The organism is Thermococcus sp. AM4, from assembly GCF_000151205.2.
Taxonomy (GTDB): domain Archaea; phylum Methanobacteriota_B; class Thermococci; order Thermococcales; family Thermococcaceae; genus Thermococcus.
The window spans coordinates 1,065,591-1,081,453 of sequence record NC_016051.1 but is presented as its reverse complement, the minus strand read 5'-3'; the positions used below and the strand labels follow the sequence as shown (position 1 = coordinate 1,081,453).

Genomic DNA, 15,863 nt, shown 5'->3' with positions numbered 1-15,863 from the left:
AAACTCAAAGGTTCTTCTTCAGGTGCTCCAGGAGAGTCCACATGCTGCCGAACTCGAGCTCTTCCCCGTTAGCGTGCACCTCGACGATCCCATCGGGCCGGAACCTCAGGCCAAGGTCGTAGTTCTCCTTCCTCAGCTTGTGAAGGAACACCTCCTTCGGTTTGGGGGGCAGGTAGCTGGTCATCATGTCGTTTATTATGTCGACCTCCATGCCGAGGGCCTCCGAGAGCCTCGGGAAGAAGAGAACCGCCGGCGTGTTCATAGCATCCACGAGAACCCTTTTATCCAGTTTGAACCTGTACTTTTTGAGAAGGTCGTTCATGAAGTCGTCGAGGGCGTTGGGGTAGTACACGGTGGCCCCGATGTCGCTAGGATGGGCCTCGATGAAGCTCCTGCTGTCGAGGATCGTCTTTATCTCGTCGACGTCGAGACCGCTAACCTCGACGCGCACCCCGCGATAGTAGTAAACGTACGCCAGCGGAAGGCCCTTCTTGTGGGCGAAGTCCTTGAGAGCTATGAGGGGTATGAGGCGAACGTCCATTATGGTCGATCCAGTGCTCACTATGCCGACAACCATAGCCCTCTTACCGTACCTCGAGAGCGCTCTCCCGTCCCTTCCGACTATCGTCGTTCCGTGGGCGACGGTTCCTATGGCCCTCCCGAGAAGAGCCAGCTCCTCCGGGTTGAACTTCTCGGAATAATAAAGCTCCACGATACCACCTCCTGTATCACCGTGAGTGTTACAGCTTTTCAAGGTTTCCCTGGCCAGTACAGTAAAACCTGTTGGCTGATGTCCTTAAATATTCTTCGGAGTACTTAACTTCGCCGGCAAACTATTTTAATACATCGACCAAGAGGGGGAGGAGGCGGTAAAAATGGAGGCTCTCGATAAGCTCAAGGAACTCCTCCCCGAAGAACAGTTCGAGAAGGTTAAGGCGATAGACAACCCCGAGCTTCACGCTTTTTTGGCGGAGTGGATTGAGTGGCTCGAGCCGAGCAAGGTTTTCGTCTGCACCGACAGCGAAGAGGACGAGCATTACGTCCGCTGGAAGGCCCTCTACTATGGAGAAGAGAAGATGCTCGAAACGCCGAACCACACGGTTCACTACGACAACTACTACGACCAGGCGAGGGACAAGGCCAACACCAAGCTCCTCGTCCCCGGTGGAAAGGAGATTCCCTTCCTCAACACCAAGGACCGCGACGAGGGCCTGAAGGAGATAAGGGAGCTCATGAGGGGCGTCATGCGCGGAAAAGAGCTGTTCATCTGCTTCTTCGTTCTCGGGCCCAAGAACTCCATATTCACCATTCCGGCAGTTCAGCTCACCGACTCGGCCTACGTCGCTCACTCCGAGTTCATACTCTACAGAAAGGGCTACGAGGAGTTCAAAAGGCTGGGAAGGAACGCGAAGTTCTTCCGCTTCGTCCACTCGGCGGGAGAGCTCGACGAGAGGAAGACCAGCAAGAACTTGGACAAGAGAAGGATTTACATCGACCTCGTGGACGATACCGTTTACTCCGTCAACACCCAGTACGGAGGAAATACAATCGGCCTTAAGAAGCTCGCCTTCAGGCTCACCATCCAGAAGGCCGTTAAAGAGGGCTGGCTCAGCGAGCATATGTTCCTGATGCGCGTAAACGGTCCGAACGGCAGGAAGACCTACTTCACCGGCGCATATCCGAGCATGTGCGGTAAGACCTCAACGGCGATGATTCCCTGGGAGAACATAGTCGGAGACGATTTGACCTTCATCCTCCCGGTCAACGGCGTCGCCCGCGGTGCCAACGTCGAGAAGGGCGTTTTCGGCATAATCCAGGGCGTCAATCCGGAGGATGACCCGATAATCTGGAAGGTCCTGCACTCACCGGTCGAGATAATCTTCTCGAACGTCCTCATTAAGGACGGAAAGCCCTACTGGAACGAGATGGGCGTTGAAATTCCGGAAGAGGGAGAGAACCACAGCGGAAAGTGGTGGAAGGGCAAGACGGACAAAGAGGGCAACGAGATACCGCCGAGCCACAAGAACGCGCGCTTCACCGTTTCGCTCGAGCACTTCCCGAACGTCGACCTTGAGGCGCTCCACAACCCCTGCGGAGTCGAGGTCGGCGGAATGATTTTCGGTGGCAGGGACAAGGACACCTGGCCCCCGGTGAGGGAAGCCTTCGACTGGAAGCACGGAGTAATAACGATGGGGGCATCGCTTGAGAGCGAGACAACGGCGGCGACGCTTGGAAAGGAAGGGGTTAGAGCCTTCAACCCGATGGCCATACTCGACTTCATGAGCGTCCCGCTCGGCGAGTACATCGAGAACTACCTGAGGTTCGGCGAGAAGCTGAGGAAAACGCCGAAGATATTCGCCGTCAACTACTTCCTCCGCGACGAGAACGGCAACTGGCTCAACCACAAGCTCGACAAAGCCGTCTGGCTCAAGTGGATGGAGTTAAGAGTTCATGGCGACGTCGATGCAATCGAGACGCCGATAGGCTACATCCCGAAGTACGAGGACTTGGCAAGGCTCTTCAAGGAGGTTCTCAACAAGGACTACAGCAGGGAAGCCTACGAGAAGCAGTTCACGATAAGGGTTCCGGAACTGCTCGCGAAGATTGAGCGCATCGAGAAAATATACCGCGAGAAGGTTAAGGAAGTCCCCGAGGAGCTCTTCCGGGTTCTTGAGGAGGAGCGGAAGAGGCTCCTTGAGGCCAGGGAGAAGTACGGGGACTACATCAGTCCCTTTGCCTTCGAGGGTTCCTGACGTTTTTTCTTCCCTTTTCGTCGAACGCCGAGCGGCAGGGTTTTAAAGGTCGGAACAGCTTAGTATCACCAAGGATGATACACGGTGGTTGCCATGGCCGGTAGCGTTGCGGATTCAATAAGGAGAAAGCTCCCCTACCCCCTCGGGGAACTCGTTGATCTCGCCTATAACTACTGGTGGAGCTGGAACAGACGTGCGACGAAGCTCTGGGAGTACATAGACCCGGAGCACTGGAGGAGCTATAAAAATCCAGTTAAACTGCTCCTTGACACACCGGGAGAGCGCTTCCGGGAGCTCGTCAAGGACGACGATTTCATGAACCTCTACGAGCTCGTTATGGAGCAGTTTCAGGCCTACATGAACCCGAGCTCGACCTGGTTCTCGACCAACTACCCCAAGTGGGACAAGCCGATAGTGTACCTGTGTATGGAGTACGGCATAAGCAAGAGCCTGCCGATTTACTCCGGCGGGCTCGGTATCTTGGCTGGAGACCACGTCAAGACCGCGAGCGATCTCGGGCTTCCATTCATAGCCGTCGGCCTGCTCTATAAGCACGGCTATTTCCGACAGGAGATCGACGAGAACGGCAACCAGATTGAGGTTTTCCCGGAGTACAGACCTGAGGAGATGCCGATAAAGCCCGTCCTCGACAGGAACGGGGAAAGGCTCCTAATAGAGGTTCCCATAGGGGACAGGACGGTCTACGCGAGGGCCTTTGAAGTCCAGGTCGGCAGGGTGAAGATCTATCTCCTCGATACCGACGTTCCCGAGAACAGCAAAGACGACAGAACCATCTGCGACTACCTCTACAACGCCGAGATGGACAAGAGGATAAAGCAGGAAATCCTCCTCGGCATCGGCGGAATGAGACTGCTGAAGGCTTTGGGAATAGAACCCGGCGTCGTCCACCTCAACGAGGGTCATCCCGCCTTCGCAAACCTCCAGAGGATCGCGTGGCTCATGGATGAAGGCCTCACCTTCACCGAGGCTCTGAGCGTTGTCAGGGGGACGACGGTCTTCACGACGCACACGCCCGTTCCGGCCGGCCACGACAGGTTCCCGATTGAGGAGGTTCGGAAACGGCTCGCCGGATTCCTTGAGGGCAGGGAGGAACTACTCGAACTCGGCAGGGAAGGCGACCAGCTCAACATGACCCTGCTCGCGATCAGGACGTCGAGCTACGTGAACGGTGTCAGCAAGCTGCACGCGGAGGTTAGCAAGCGGATGTGGCAGAACCTCTGGCCTGGGGTTCCACTGAACGAGATACCAATCGAGGGCATAACCAACGGCGTGCACACGATGACGTGGGTGCACAACGAGATGAGGAAGCTCTTCGACCGCTACATCGGCAAGGTCTGGCGCGAGCACACGAACATAGAGGGTATCTGGTACGCGGTTGAGAGGATCCCGGACGAGGAGCTCTGGGAGGCCCACCTCGAGGCAAAGAGACAGTTCATAGAGCTCCTCCGGAGAAAGGCCATTGAGAGGAACCAGAGGCTCGGCGTGGACGATCCGATTCCCGCTATGGACGAGAACGCCCTCATAATCGGCTTCGCGAGGCGCTTCGCCACATACAAGCGCGCCACCCTGATACTCAGCGATCTGGAGAAGCTGAAGCGCATACTGAACGACCCGGAGAGGCCGGTCTACATAGTCTTCGGAGGAAAGGCCCACCCGATGGACGAAGGCGGTAAGGCTTTTCTCAGGAGGGTTTATGAGGTCAGCAAAATGCCCGAATTCAGGGGGAAGATCTTCGTCATCGAGAACTACGACATGGGAAGCGCGAGGCTCATGGTGGCCGGCGTGGACGTCTGGCTCAACAACCCACGCAGACCCCTTGAAGCCAGCGGAACGAGCGGGATGAAGGCCGGCCTGAACGGTGTTCTGAACCTGAGCATCTACGACGGCTGGTGGGTCGAGGGCTACAACGGCAAGAACGGCTGGGTCATAGGTGAGGAGAGCACGGAACCGGAGACCGAGGAGGACGATCCCAAGGACGCGGAGAGCCTCTACCGCCTACTCGAGGACGAGGTCGTACCGACGTACTACGGCAACCGCTCCAGATGGATCTACATGATGAAGGAGAGCATAAAGAGCATCGCCCCGCGCTTCAGCACCCACAGGATGGTCAAGGAGTACATGGACAAGTTCTACTCAAAGGCCATGAGCAACTACATCTGGCTGACGAGGGACAACTACAGGGGGGCCAAGGAGATAGCCGCCTGGAAGGAGCGGGTTACCGGAGCCTGGGACAATGTTGAGATAAGGGACGCGCGGGTTGAAGGGCAGAGATTGACGGTCAGGATTTACCTCGACGGCCTCTCACCGGAGGACGTAAAGGTCGAGCTCTACTACGGGGTCAGGGCCAGGGGCTATGAAATCGAAAAGCCCCACATCGTCGAGCTGAGGCATCCGAGGAGTGAGGGTGACGAGTGGGTCTACACCTACGAGGGGAGTGCCCTGAGGCACCTCGGCGATCCCTGCTGGCACTACGCGATCAGGGTGCATCCGCATCACGAGAAGCTGCCCCACAGGTTCCTGCTCGGCCTCGTGAAGTGGAGGGGCCTTGACTGAGGAGTCATGTGAACGAATTTTTGTTATCCTTTTTACCCTCTTTTGCCCCTATTGGGGGAAGTGTTCTGTTACAAACTGTTCTGCTGCACTCCCCAATTCGTGCGATGAGAACGGCAAGAATTTTAAGTTCAACTGGCCCATAAGTTTGAGAAATCTCCAGGGGGTGTTGAGATGGATCAAATTAAAAAGTGGACCCTGTACCTGATGGTTTTGGTCGCTGGTTTCGCGACTGGCATAGGAACGATAGGACTGTTTCCGCAGATGTGGCTCAAGTACGGCCTGACTGGACTGATACTGCACGTGATCTTTTTGGCCATACTGACGTACCTGGCCATTCTTGAGGCAGAGAGGGTCATGAAGTCCGGCTACTACTTCACGGAACTGTACACGAAGGTTTCGAGAAAACCCGGAATGATACTGGCGATCTTCGCGGTTGGCGTGATGTTCCTATCGTACTACACCGCTAACACCGGTCTCGTGCTTCTCTCACCAGTCCTTGGAACCGGGGCCGTTGGAAGGCTCGTTGCAAAGCTCATAATGATCGCCTTGATCCTCGTCGTCATAACCCGCGCCAAGGAGAAGACATTCACGATAATGGCCATTGGAGCTTTCATCCTCGTGATACTCGTTCCCGTCCTAGTGATCCTCTTCAAGACCCAGGTTCCCAAGAACGCCATGTACCTGAGCATAGCGAAGAACATGCTCACCGCTAGGAACCCGATATCCCTAGAGATGGTCCGTGCGGCCGCTGAGCGTGCCATTTACGGCGTTGGCCTCGGTTTCGGATTCTACCTCATGCTCGGCAGCTTCATCAACGAGCGCTTCAACCCCAAGCTCATCATCGGAACCGGTGTCTTCATCCAGTTCATAATAGGCCTCCTCTCCACCTTTGCCGTCATCTACGCTGTCACACCCTACCGGCCGGAGGAGTTCCTCATATACGCCAACGGTGGTGAGGAGCAGGCGATAACGCTCATGGGTGACCTGCCCAAGATACTCTCAAACCACCCGATGCTGCTCGCGTTCCTCGGGTTGACCATATTCATGGCCGGACTCACCAGTCTCCTCCCGGCTGCTGAGATCGGGGTTCAGATAACAGAATCGCTGATGAAGTTCGGCAGGTCGAAGGCGGCCCTCTACTTCATGGGCATAGTTACCGTTATTGGAATCTTTGACTCTCCGCCCAACATTGCCGACATGTTCCTCAAGGCAGTTACGACTTCTCTCCTCCTGACGTCGATCTTCGAGGCCTACCCGATAATGATCGGCAAGGAGAAGCCCAGCACGATCAACGTCGCCGTCGTCCTGATATCGCTGATACTCTTTATAGCGGGCTTCATAGCGCAGGTCTACTACGACATAAAGCTCGGTGGCATCTACTACGCGTCGGTGGTGCTCGCGCTCTTCATAGGCCTCCTGGGAATAATGGGAGAAAAGATAGTCCCCCAGGGACCGGAGTGAATCACTTGTGGGCGAAAATCGCCCTGACCTTTCCATCTTTTACCTCGTCTATTCTCACGAAGCCGAAGCGCTCGAACTGGACTATGTCGTCGACCTTAACGTCGGCGTCGCCCTCAAGGAGTCCCTCCCTGATGATTAGCTCCTCTCCCTCGGGAACCCAGACCTCGCAGGGCTTGCCCTCTGTAACCCAGTGAACCATCCTCCACCTGTTCTTTTTCGCCACCTCATAGTCAACGCTGTGGAACCTCGCCTTGATGCCCTCTTCACTCACCTCAAGGATTTCGACGTTGAAAAGGTCCTTAAGGCGAACGAAGTTGCCGGGCTTGAAGAGCTCCATGTCGTCCTTGGAGACGTAAACCGGCTTTCCGGGGACGAATTTGAGTCTCCTAACGCCCCTCTCGGGGTGGTCGGGGTGGAGCGGAATCTCGGCCACGAACTCTTCGGCCCCCTCAATCCACATCGGAACCGGGTCCGCGACGAAGAAGTAGCGGTTAGCTATCGGCTCGATTATGCGCCTGTTTATCGCCGCGAGGTTGTCCCAGCTTACCGTTGTGTCGCTCCTCTTCAGGCCAACCTCGATGATTAGCTCCCTTATCGCCTCGGGCCTTATTCCGCGCCTCCTCAGGGCCCTAATCGTTCCGAGCCTCGGGTCGTCCCAGCCGAGGTATTTACCTTCCTCTATGCCCTTCCTCGTCTTGGACTTGCTGAGAATAACGCCCTCGATGCTCAGCCTGCCGTGGTGCACCGTAACTGGATACTCCCAGCCGAGGTACTCGTAAACGTACCTCTGCCTCGTCTCGTTCTCGGCGTGCTCCTGCCCGCGGAAGATGTGCGTAACGCCAAGCTCGTGGTCGTCTATCGCTGATGCGAAGTTGTAGAGGGGCCAGACGCGGTATTTATCACCCGTCCTCGGGTGGTTGGGGTTGTCTATTATTCTCAAAGCGGGCCAGTCCCTGACGGCGGGATTCGGATGCTTGAGGTCGGTCTTTATTCTGACGACCGCTTCGCCCTCCCTGTACTCTCCGTCCAGCATCTTCCTCCAGCGTTCAAGCTGAACCTCAACCGGCTCGTCCCGGTGGGGGCAGGCGATGCCCTTGTCTCTCAGTTCGCGGAACTTCTCCGGCGGGCAGGTGCAGACGTAGGCCTTGCCCATCCTTATCAGCTTTTCAGCGTAGTCGTAGTATATCTCGAGCCTGTCGCTCGCTATGTGTATCTCGTCAATCTTGAAGCCGAGCCACTCCAAATCTTCTTTAATCCACTCGTAGAAAATCGGCTCCGGCCTCTTGACCTTTGGGTCGGTGTCGTCGAAGCGGAGTATGAACTTGCCGTCGTACATCCTCGCGTACTCGTGGCTCAGAATAGCGGCGCGGGCGTTTCCGAGGTGGAAGGCACCGTCGGGGTTGGGCGCGAAGCGAGTGACGACCTTTCCCTTCTCCGCCTTGGGAAGCGGGGGAAGGCCCTTCTTCTCCTCCTTCTTGGCCTTCTTCTCCTCAAAGAACTCGGGGTAAATTTCCCTCAGCTTCGCCTCCTGCTCCTCAAGGGAGAGGTTATTCACCTTCTCGACTATCTCGTTCACGAGAGGGATTATCTCCCTGGCTTTTGGTCTCAGCTCGGGGTTCTCGCCGAGAACCTTTCCGATAACAGCTTTTGGGTTCGCCTTTCCCTTGTGGGTGTAGGCGTTGATGAGCGCGTACTTCCAGATCAGCTGCTCCACCATTCACATCACCGGAAAAAGAAGAGGCGGAGGGGTTATAAAGTTAAGGAAAATCACTCCGCGAAGGTCAGTATCTTGAGGTTGACGGGCCTTCTGACGACGTTGGCCTTCCTCGCGCCAACGAGGTAGCGGACGTTGTTCTCGCTGACTATGTCTATGAGCCGCTGGGTGATTATCCCGTTGAAGACGATGGCGTAAACGTTGTCCCTGTTCGAGATGGTCGTGAGCAGGTCCCTGACCGGGATCTCGGCGATGACGTTCATGTTCTCGTCGAGGAGTATGGCGGTCTGCTCCTTCTTAACGCGCTCTATGAACTTCTCGAACTTCTCTATCTCCGGGCTCTTTGCCTGCTGGATGGGCCGGATTATCCTCTCTTCCCTAGGCTTCTGCTCAACGGGCTGAGGCTTTGGCTCGGGCTTCGGTGCCGGCTTGACCTCCTTGACCGGTGCGGTCTTCTCCTTTTCCTTCAGGATCTCGTAGAAGTTCTTGCCCTTGTGGAACATCTCGGTGATGACCTGCTCTGCCGGGATCTTGCTCCTCAGGGCCTTGACTATCTCCTTCTTGGTGAGTTCCTCGACCTCCTTCCCCTCCGGGGCGCGGGCAACGTAGTCCACATCGGCAACCTGGAGGAGCTCCTTGAGGATGAGCTCGCCGCCGCGGTCGCCGTCGGTGAAGGCGGTAACGATCCTCTCCTTGCTGAGCTTGATTATGGTTTCAGGAATCGAGGTCCCCTCGACCGCTATGGCGTTCTTTATGCCGTGCTTGAGCAGGTTGAGCACATCGGCCCTGCCTTCAACGACGATGATCGAGTCCGAGAACGGGACGTGAGGTCCGGCTGGAAGCTTCTCCGGCCCGTACTCGATGAGCTCCTTAGCCCTGACTGCCTTCTTGACCTCCTCGGTGAGCTCCTGGGTCTCGGGGATCTCCTCCTCCATGAGGGTCTCGAGTATCTCCTTGGCCCTCTCGATGATGTACTTCCTCTTGGTCGCCCTGACGTCCTCTATGCGGAGGACCTTTATGTGGGCCTCTGCCGGACCCACGCGGTCGATGGTTTCGAGGGCAGCCGCGAGAATGGCGGTTTCAACCCTGTCGAGGCTCGACGGGACTGTTATCGTTCCGTAGGTCTTTCCGGCCTTGGTGTGAACCTCAACGCGAATCCTGCCTATCCTTCCGGTCTTCTGGAGCTCCCTCAGGTCGAGATCGTCGCCGAGAAGACCCTCAGTTTGACCGAAGATGGCACCGACGACGTCGGGCCTTTCAACAACACCGTTCGCTTCAAACTCGGCGTAGATAATATACTTGGTCGTTCCAAATTCATCCTTGGCTGACATGTTACCACCCCTTATTCTTTCTGCCTTCCTCTTTTCGGACAAAATCTGGTGCAGGACGTGCTTCTTCCTCTTCATTGAAACCCCTCCAACCGGGGGTCAGAAACGGAGACGACCTTCAGATAGAGGCCGTAGAGGTCCTCAACGCCCTTGATGTCCTTCCTTGCTATGCGCTTGAGTTCCCTTCTCGTCTCGGCGTCCACCCGGCACGGGTAGCCCTCGAGATAGGAAACGAGCTTCCTAGCGAGCTCTTCACCCTTTCTGTCGAAGTCGGTAAGGATCATGACTTCCCGGTAACGTGAGGCGATGAGAGCGATTTCGGCGAGCGGTAAGCGTGATAGCCTTATTATCTCCGCTCTGACCCCCAGATTCCTCAGAGCCACCTCGTCTCGCAGGCCCTCCACGATGAGGGCACCTTCAAACTCTCGCAGTTTCTCTATAAGCTCCAGGAATCTTTTATAGTTTTCGGCGTACATGCCGCCTCGCCGGAAGAACATCTCAAGGGTTATAAATCTTTCCACACAACATTATAACAGTGGGGGTGATCCCATGAGGCGCCCCTTGGCGCTCCTCCTGCTGATCTTCCTGGCGGGTCAGGTCTACGGGGCCCATTTTGACGGCTGGATCAGGGGCTACCTCGGTCGTGAATGGGCATCCGGGGAGTACGTCCTTCCCCTTGGTGATGGCATCGTTGTGATCGGCACCACCACCGACACTCCCTCTGGCAGGTGGGGAGTTTTTGTGATGAAGCTCGACCGCGATGGGAACATAAAATGGTCAAAGGTGTGGCAGGCGGGAGGAGATGTGAACGGTATCACAGGGGCGGCTGTGGATTCCAGGGGTAGACTCTACATTGCGGGGGTCGTAATAGACGGGAGGTCAAAGAAGGACGGCTTTATAATTGCGTTTTCCTCCGATGGCCGCATGCTCTGGCAGAAGATAATCGGGACTGACAAGGACGATTTCCTATCATCGATAGCCGTTGGAAACGACGGCCTTTACGCTGGGGGCTTGAGCAAGGGGCTCGAGTTCAGGACCGGCACTGTTGCCTCGGCATTTCTCGTTAAGTTTGATGCCAGTGGGAACCCTGTGTGGGTCAAAGCCTATGAGAACGGCTACTACACGGCCTTTAACAGCGTCACCGTCTTGGGGAACAGGGTCTTCGCCCTCGGAAGGATAGCCATACCCGGCGAGTGCGACGTTCAGAGGGCCAGGCTCTGGCTGGTTCGGCTCTCGAGCGGGGGCGACGTTGAGCTTCAAGAAACGAGCCGGGCGCTCAGCGTTAAGACACTCTTGAGCTTCAACGGGAGCCTCATCGGTGCCGCTGGTTCGATCGTTTTCATGATGGATAGGGAGGGAAACGTTAAGTGGGCCCGGCGCCTCAAGGTTCACATCTATTCAGTCTCAGCTTCGAGTGAAGGGCTTGCGATCACGACCGACGAGGGTGAACTGCTCCTCCTGAGCCCGGATGGAGAGCCTCTAAGGGGCGTAAAGCTCTCATTTTACCCGTACACCACGGGGGAGAGCATTGCGAACGCGGTCTGGCTGGACGATCGCGTGTTAGCTGTCGGAACCTATCTAATCCCCGGCTCAGAACAGGGTGACTACGACAGACTCCTCGTGATGAGCCTCCCCTCGAACTTCCCCTACGGCAACATGATACGGCCCCTCGGCGATATCGAGTCCTCCCCCGTCGAGCTCGAGAACCTCGGAGCTCCGGAGGTAGAGGAGAGGAATGCAAAGGACCTCCTGAAAGTCCGTGACGGCAACGGAACGGTAAGCGAGTGGGCCCCTGAAACCGTTTGGATTTACCCGTGGGCGAGGCTCGAGGTAATCATCCCGAGCTTTGGTGCCTTTGTGAAGTTGAGGGGCAAACACTACTCCGCCGACTTCGTAATAGACCACAGCTCCAACCTGACGGTTCTTCCCGACACCTACAACATCTCGGTTACTCCCCAGATCCAGGGAGACTTCAAGCTCCGGGAGTTCAACACCACAGCCCCTATAAACCCGGGGGATGAGCTGGTGCTCTACGTGGACTTCGAAAAAGGAATGGCCTATCTGGAGAGATCGGGTGGGAACGCGACGTCTTCGGGAGCTTCTGAAAGCACTGCATCTACCACAGCGAGCTCAATAACAACCTCAACGGTTCGGCAGGGAGGAACTTCATCAACGTCCTCCAAAAAACCCGCGAAAAGCGGCGGCATCTGCGGACCGGGAATAATAGCGCTCTTTGCCTTTCTACCTCTGCTCAGGAGGAGATAGCTCAGCAGCTTTCTCTTATTTTCCCGTGATAGCTCATCGGTTCCTCGTAGAACTCCTCGATGAGCTTCTGGAGCCTCCTGGAGAGATCTATCTGAATCCCCCACGAGCCCTCTATTTTGCCCTTTGCCGCCATCCTGCCCAAGAACTTCTTCATCTCCTCACTTAGGGGAGAGGGCCTGCACCGCGTCCAGGGGGTTCCGGGCAGGGGCATGAAGTAGTGGGCGCGAACCTTCCCGCCCTTACGCATGATCCACTTCATAAGCTCGATGCTCTTTCTCTGGCTCTCCTCGCTCTCGTTTGGCAGGCCGACGATGAAGTCAACGACCGGCTCGAAGCCGTACTCGAGCATGTACTCAACGGCCCGCTGAACGTGTTCAACCCTGTGGAGCCTGTGCATGGCCTTCAGCATCGCGTCGTCCCCGCTCTGCGCCCCGATGGCAAGTCTTCTATTGTCCGCGTAGTCAATGAGCAACTCGAGCGTCTCAGGAAGGACGAATTCAGGCCTTACTTCGCTCGGAAACGTTCCGTAGAATAGCCTTCTCCCCTCTTTCCTGAGGTGCTGGAGGGCCTTGAGCAGAGCTTCGAGCTTGTTGAGCTTGAGTATAGCCCCAGGAGAACCGTAGGCGAAGGCGTTGGGCGTTATGTAGCGCATGTCCTTCATTCTCCTCGAGTACTTCACAATCTGGTCTATGGGTCTGTGCCTCATGCGGAAGCCCTTGATGTAGGGGGTTTGACAGTAGTAGCAGCGGAAGGGGCAGCCCCTGCTTATCTCTATCGGCGAAATGAGCCTTAAGCTCTCCGGATACGGCGGAAATCGCCAGAAGTCCTCGACCTTCGCGAAGCCGGTAAAGGTGAACTCGCCGTTTAGATAGAAGGCGAGACCAGTTACGTTTGCCAGCTCCGGGGTTATCCGATAGCCCGTCCCCTTTAGGGTTGTTAAAAGCCGGTAGATCACCTCCTCCCCCTCGCCGATGACCGCTATGTCAAACCCCAGTTCATTGAGCGTGTGCTTCGGCATCGCTATCGCGTGGTAGCCGCCGGCAACGAGGAGCGCTCCCCTCTCCTTCAAAAGCCGGACTTCCCGGGGGAGGTCGCCCCATATCTCCTCCGTGAAGAAGGAGTAAAGGACGACCTTCGGTCTTGCCTTCAGAATCTCGTTGAAGTCCTTAGTTATGAGAAGCCCGCTCAGATCAAAGCCCTGGCTCTCCAGGGCGCCGAGAAGGTGGACGAAGGCGTTGTGGTTGCGCCTTGTCATCCTGATCGCTATTTCCGGCATGGTCGAAAGCGTGGAGAGGGGGCTTAAAACGGTAACGGTTCAGAAATGGGTAGAAAAGCCAGAAAAAAGCCATCAGGTTCTGATGGCGAGCTTGATGTCCTCGGCCTTGACGGTCTTCCTGCCAGCGTGCCTGGCGAACTCGTTGGCCTTCCTGGCGATCTCGATCGCGTACTCCTCGAGGTACTCGGCGAGGACCTTGGCGGCCTCCTCGCTGACCCTCTCGGCGCCAGCCTTCCTTATAAGTCTGTCAATTGGGGCAATCGGCAACTCGGCCATTTCCCACACCTCCATAAAGGGTTTTTCAGTATTCTTTTGGCCATAGAAACTATATAAAGCTTTCGGTAAATTGGGGGCTGGGGGCGGGCGATAATGAAAATCGGCCCCGCTTCGTTGGTAAGTGGGGTGAAAAGCCGAAGGAGGACAATGTTCTCACCATAAGGTGCCCGGGAAATTGAGAAAAGGTGCTCCGGATAGGCAGTGGAAAACGGAAAATTACTCGATGTTATGCCAATCCATTGAAGATCTTTCGAGAAAAGTTTCTGGTGCGGGGGCGGGGATTTGAACCCCGGAACCCCTGCGGGACGGGACCCTAAATCCCGCGCCTTTGGCCAGGCTCGGCTACCCCCGCCCGGGAGAGGTTTTCCGGCATCTTAAAAAATCTTTCGATCAGAGGAAGCCGGTCTTCTTGAGGCCTCTGGCGTTCAGTTCCTCGTCTATTACGCCCCTCACGGTGTTTTCGAGGACCTCTCCAACGAGCTTTTCGAGAAGGTCCCGCATCTGGTCTATGTCGTGTCTTATTCCCTCGAGGAGCTTTATGTACTCCCTCGCCATCTCCAGCTGGCCCTCCTGCCTTATCAGCTGCTCCTTGAGGTGTTCGAAGTCCTCCTTCATGACCTCGCAGCGTCTTATCTCCCTCTGGGCCTCGTCGAGCTGTCTCCTCAGCTGGGCGTTCTCCTCCTTGAGGCTCTTTAGGAGTGCCTCCTTCTCCCTGAGCTGGCTTACCACCTCTTCGTATTCGCTCTGAAGCTGGTAGAGGCGTTCTATCTCCCTCAGAGGGGGGACTTTGCCGTCGCCTAGAACGATGACGTCAGGCCCGACGTTCACGATGTCGCTCGGCTCTATCCGTACCTTCGTTTCGTTCGTGAACACGCCCTGCCCCTTTCCAAGGTTCTCAACGATCTTCATCTTGAGGATGAAGTAGAACTTGGTTCCCTCAACCTCCACGTTTATGTCCGTCACGTAGCCGAGTATCCTTCCGGTGGTGAGGGAGATCACGAACTTGTTTATCAGCTGATTGGCCCGGTCGCCTGAGGGTACCATTATCACCACCGCTTGAATTGGGCTTTAAAGATACTTAACTTTTCCGCAAGGTTTTATTAGGGAAGAAGCGAGGCCCCGGAGGGTGAGCGAGATGATAATCTTCGTGGGGAGATCGAACGTCGGTAAGAGTACCCTGATCTTCAGACTCACGGGAAAGAAGGTGAAGCGCGGTAAGAGGCCCGGTGTGACCAGGAAGCCCGTTGAGGTCGTGTGGCGCAACAAGAGGATCGTTGATATGCCCGGCTTTGGCTTTATGAGTGGCCTTCCCCGGGAGGTCCAGGAGAGGATCAAGGACGAGATAGTCCGCTTCATAGAGGACAACGCCGATGATATAGAGCTCGCGGTTCTCGTCGTCGATGGAAAGGCCGCGCCCGAGATAATAGAGAGGTGGGAAAAGAGGGGAGAGATACCCATAGATGTCGAGTTCTTCCAGTTCCTGCGGGAGCTCGAAATACCCACTGTGGTTGCGGTCAACAAGATCGACAGGGTGAAGAACGTTCAGGCCGTTATCGGCTATCTGGCCGAGAAGTTCGGAGTTCCCTTCGGCGAGATACCGGAAACCTTCGTCCCGATCTCGGCCAAGTTCGGAAAGAACCTCGATGAGCTGAAGAGACTCATGGAAAGGAAAATGAGGTCATAGAACCTCGAGCACGACGTGGGTTATCGTCTCCTTCACGCCGTCGAGAGACGCTATCTCCTCTAAAATCTCGTCCAGCTTGCTCTTGTCGGCCTCTATCACGAGGTCTATGTCGCCGGTGACGCGGTAGATCCTCTTTATCTTGAGCTTCCTCACGTTTTCGTACACCTGCCTCCTCTTGGTAGGCTCTATCCTGACGAAGATGAAAACGTCCCCCTTCTTCTCCCCGAGGAGTTCGAGGGCCTTCTCGGTGAGGTCTATGAAGCCCCTGCCGGTCCTGATGTAGCCGAGCTCCTTGAGGACCTTGAGGTGGTTGCTCAGGGCCTGCCTCGTTATGCCCAGCTCGCTCGCCAGTTCGTCCTGCGTTTTCTCGACAGTATGAACCTCCAGGGGCCTGCCCTCCTCGTAGAGTTTTTTGAGAAGCTTTAGCTGTCTGCTCGTTAGGGAATTCCTTTCCATCTTTCCACCTCCGATCCATGAAACTTGACTCAATTAGAGGTTTTGGTTTTATTTTGTCAAACCTAACACTAGTTTG

The 15,863-nt window shown here is 55.9% G+C and carries 13 protein-coding genes and 1 tRNA gene; 5 read left to right on the top strand and 9 right to left on the bottom strand.

The window, feature by feature from the left end:
- Positions 1-4: 4 nt before the first annotated feature.
- Positions 5-712 carry a phospho-sugar mutase gene (locus TAM4_RS05765; RefSeq protein WP_014122309.1) on the bottom strand — a complete coding sequence of 236 codons (708 nt, stop codon included), beginning with the start codon at positions 710-712 and terminating at the stop codon, positions 5-7.
- Between the two features lie 163 nt (positions 713-875).
- Here TAM4_RS05765 and TAM4_RS05760 point away from each other — a divergent pair, with 163 nt between their 5' ends.
- The 3 genes from TAM4_RS05760 to TAM4_RS05750 all read left to right on the top strand — a co-directional run bounded on the left by TAM4_RS05760 (position 876) and on the right by TAM4_RS05750 (position 6,788).
- Positions 876-2,753: a phosphoenolpyruvate carboxykinase (GTP) gene (locus tag TAM4_RS05760; RefSeq protein WP_014122308.1), complete on the top strand. Its 1,878-nt coding sequence runs from the start codon at positions 876-878 to the stop codon at positions 2,751-2,753.
- Positions 2,754-2,846: 93 nt separating this feature from the next.
- On the top strand, positions 2,847-5,327 hold the full coding sequence (gene malP / locus TAM4_RS05755; RefSeq protein WP_014122307.1) for a maltodextrin phosphorylase: 2,481 nt from the start codon (positions 2,847-2,849) through the stop codon (positions 5,325-5,327).
- A 171-nt stretch (positions 5,328-5,498) separates the two neighbouring features.
- Positions 5,499-6,788 carry a sodium-dependent transporter gene (locus tag TAM4_RS05750; RefSeq protein ID WP_014122306.1) on the top strand — a complete coding sequence of 430 codons (1,290 nt, stop codon included), beginning with the start codon at positions 5,499-5,501 and terminating at the stop codon, positions 6,786-6,788.
- Between the two features lies 1 nt (position 6,789).
- On the opposite strand, the gene TAM4_RS05745 is transcribed toward TAM4_RS05750, so the two are convergent.
- From TAM4_RS05745 to TAM4_RS05735, 3 genes are read right to left on the bottom strand one after another with little or no spacing between them, the layout of a single operon-like run.
- Positions 6,790-8,505: a glutamate--tRNA ligase gene (locus TAM4_RS05745; RefSeq protein WP_014122305.1), complete on the bottom strand. Its 1,716-nt coding sequence runs from the start codon at positions 8,503-8,505 to the stop codon at positions 6,790-6,792.
- 50 nt (positions 8,506-8,555) lie between these two features.
- On the bottom strand, positions 8,556-9,908 hold the full coding sequence (gene dnaG / locus TAM4_RS05740; RefSeq protein WP_014122304.1) for a DNA primase DnaG: 1,353 nt from the start codon (positions 9,906-9,908) through the stop codon (positions 8,556-8,558).
- The gene (locus TAM4_RS05735) at positions 9,905-10,306 is read right to left on the bottom strand and encodes a toprim domain-containing protein (protein ID WP_014122303.1); all 402 of its coding nucleotides are present in this window, start codon (positions 10,304-10,306) and stop codon (positions 9,905-9,907) included. Before TAM4_RS05735 ends, dnaG begins: the two co-directional genes overlap by 4 nt.
- A gap of 73 nt (positions 10,307-10,379) precedes the next feature.
- On the opposite strand from TAM4_RS05735, the gene TAM4_RS05730 reads away from it, so the two are divergent.
- The gene (locus TAM4_RS05730) at positions 10,380-12,095 is read left to right on the top strand and encodes a CGP-CTERM sorting domain-containing protein (RefSeq protein ID WP_014122302.1); all 1,716 of its coding nucleotides are present in this window, start codon (positions 10,380-10,382) and stop codon (positions 12,093-12,095) included.
- A 1-nt stretch (position 12,096) separates the two neighbouring features.
- On the opposite strand, the gene TAM4_RS05725 is transcribed toward TAM4_RS05730, so the two are convergent.
- The 4 genes from TAM4_RS05725 to TAM4_RS05710 form a co-directional block, all read right to left on the bottom strand.
- Complete coding sequence (locus TAM4_RS05725; RefSeq protein ID WP_014122301.1) at positions 12,097-13,371, bottom strand: TIGR04013 family B12-binding domain/radical SAM domain-containing protein; 1,275 nt, start codon at positions 13,369-13,371, stop codon at positions 12,097-12,099.
- Positions 13,372-13,443: 72 nt separating this feature from the next.
- Positions 13,444-13,647: an archaeal histone HpkA gene (gene hpkA, locus TAM4_RS05720; RefSeq protein ID WP_014122300.1), complete on the bottom strand. Its 204-nt coding sequence runs from the start codon at positions 13,645-13,647 to the stop codon at positions 13,444-13,446.
- 264 nt (positions 13,648-13,911) lie between these two features.
- Positions 13,912-13,999, bottom strand: a tRNA-Leu gene (locus TAM4_RS05715).
- 38 nt (positions 14,000-14,037) lie between these two features.
- Entirely contained in the window at positions 14,038-14,691 is a 654-nt protein-coding gene (locus TAM4_RS05710) for a hypothetical protein (RefSeq protein ID WP_014122299.1), read from the bottom strand.
- Positions 14,692-14,782: 91 nt separating this feature from the next.
- On the opposite strand from TAM4_RS05710, the gene engB reads away from it, so the two are divergent.
- Complete coding sequence (gene engB / locus TAM4_RS05705; RefSeq protein ID WP_014122298.1) at positions 14,783-15,331, top strand: GTP-binding protein EngB; 549 nt, start codon at positions 14,783-14,785, stop codon at positions 15,329-15,331.
- On the opposite strand, the gene TAM4_RS05700 is transcribed toward engB, so the two are convergent.
- Positions 15,326-15,787, bottom strand: a complete 462-nt coding sequence (locus TAM4_RS05700) for an Lrp/AsnC family transcriptional regulator (protein ID WP_048150073.1) — start codon at positions 15,785-15,787, stop codon at positions 15,326-15,328. The genes engB and TAM4_RS05700 overlap by 6 nt on opposite strands.
- Between the last annotated feature and the right edge of the window lie 76 nt (positions 15,788-15,863).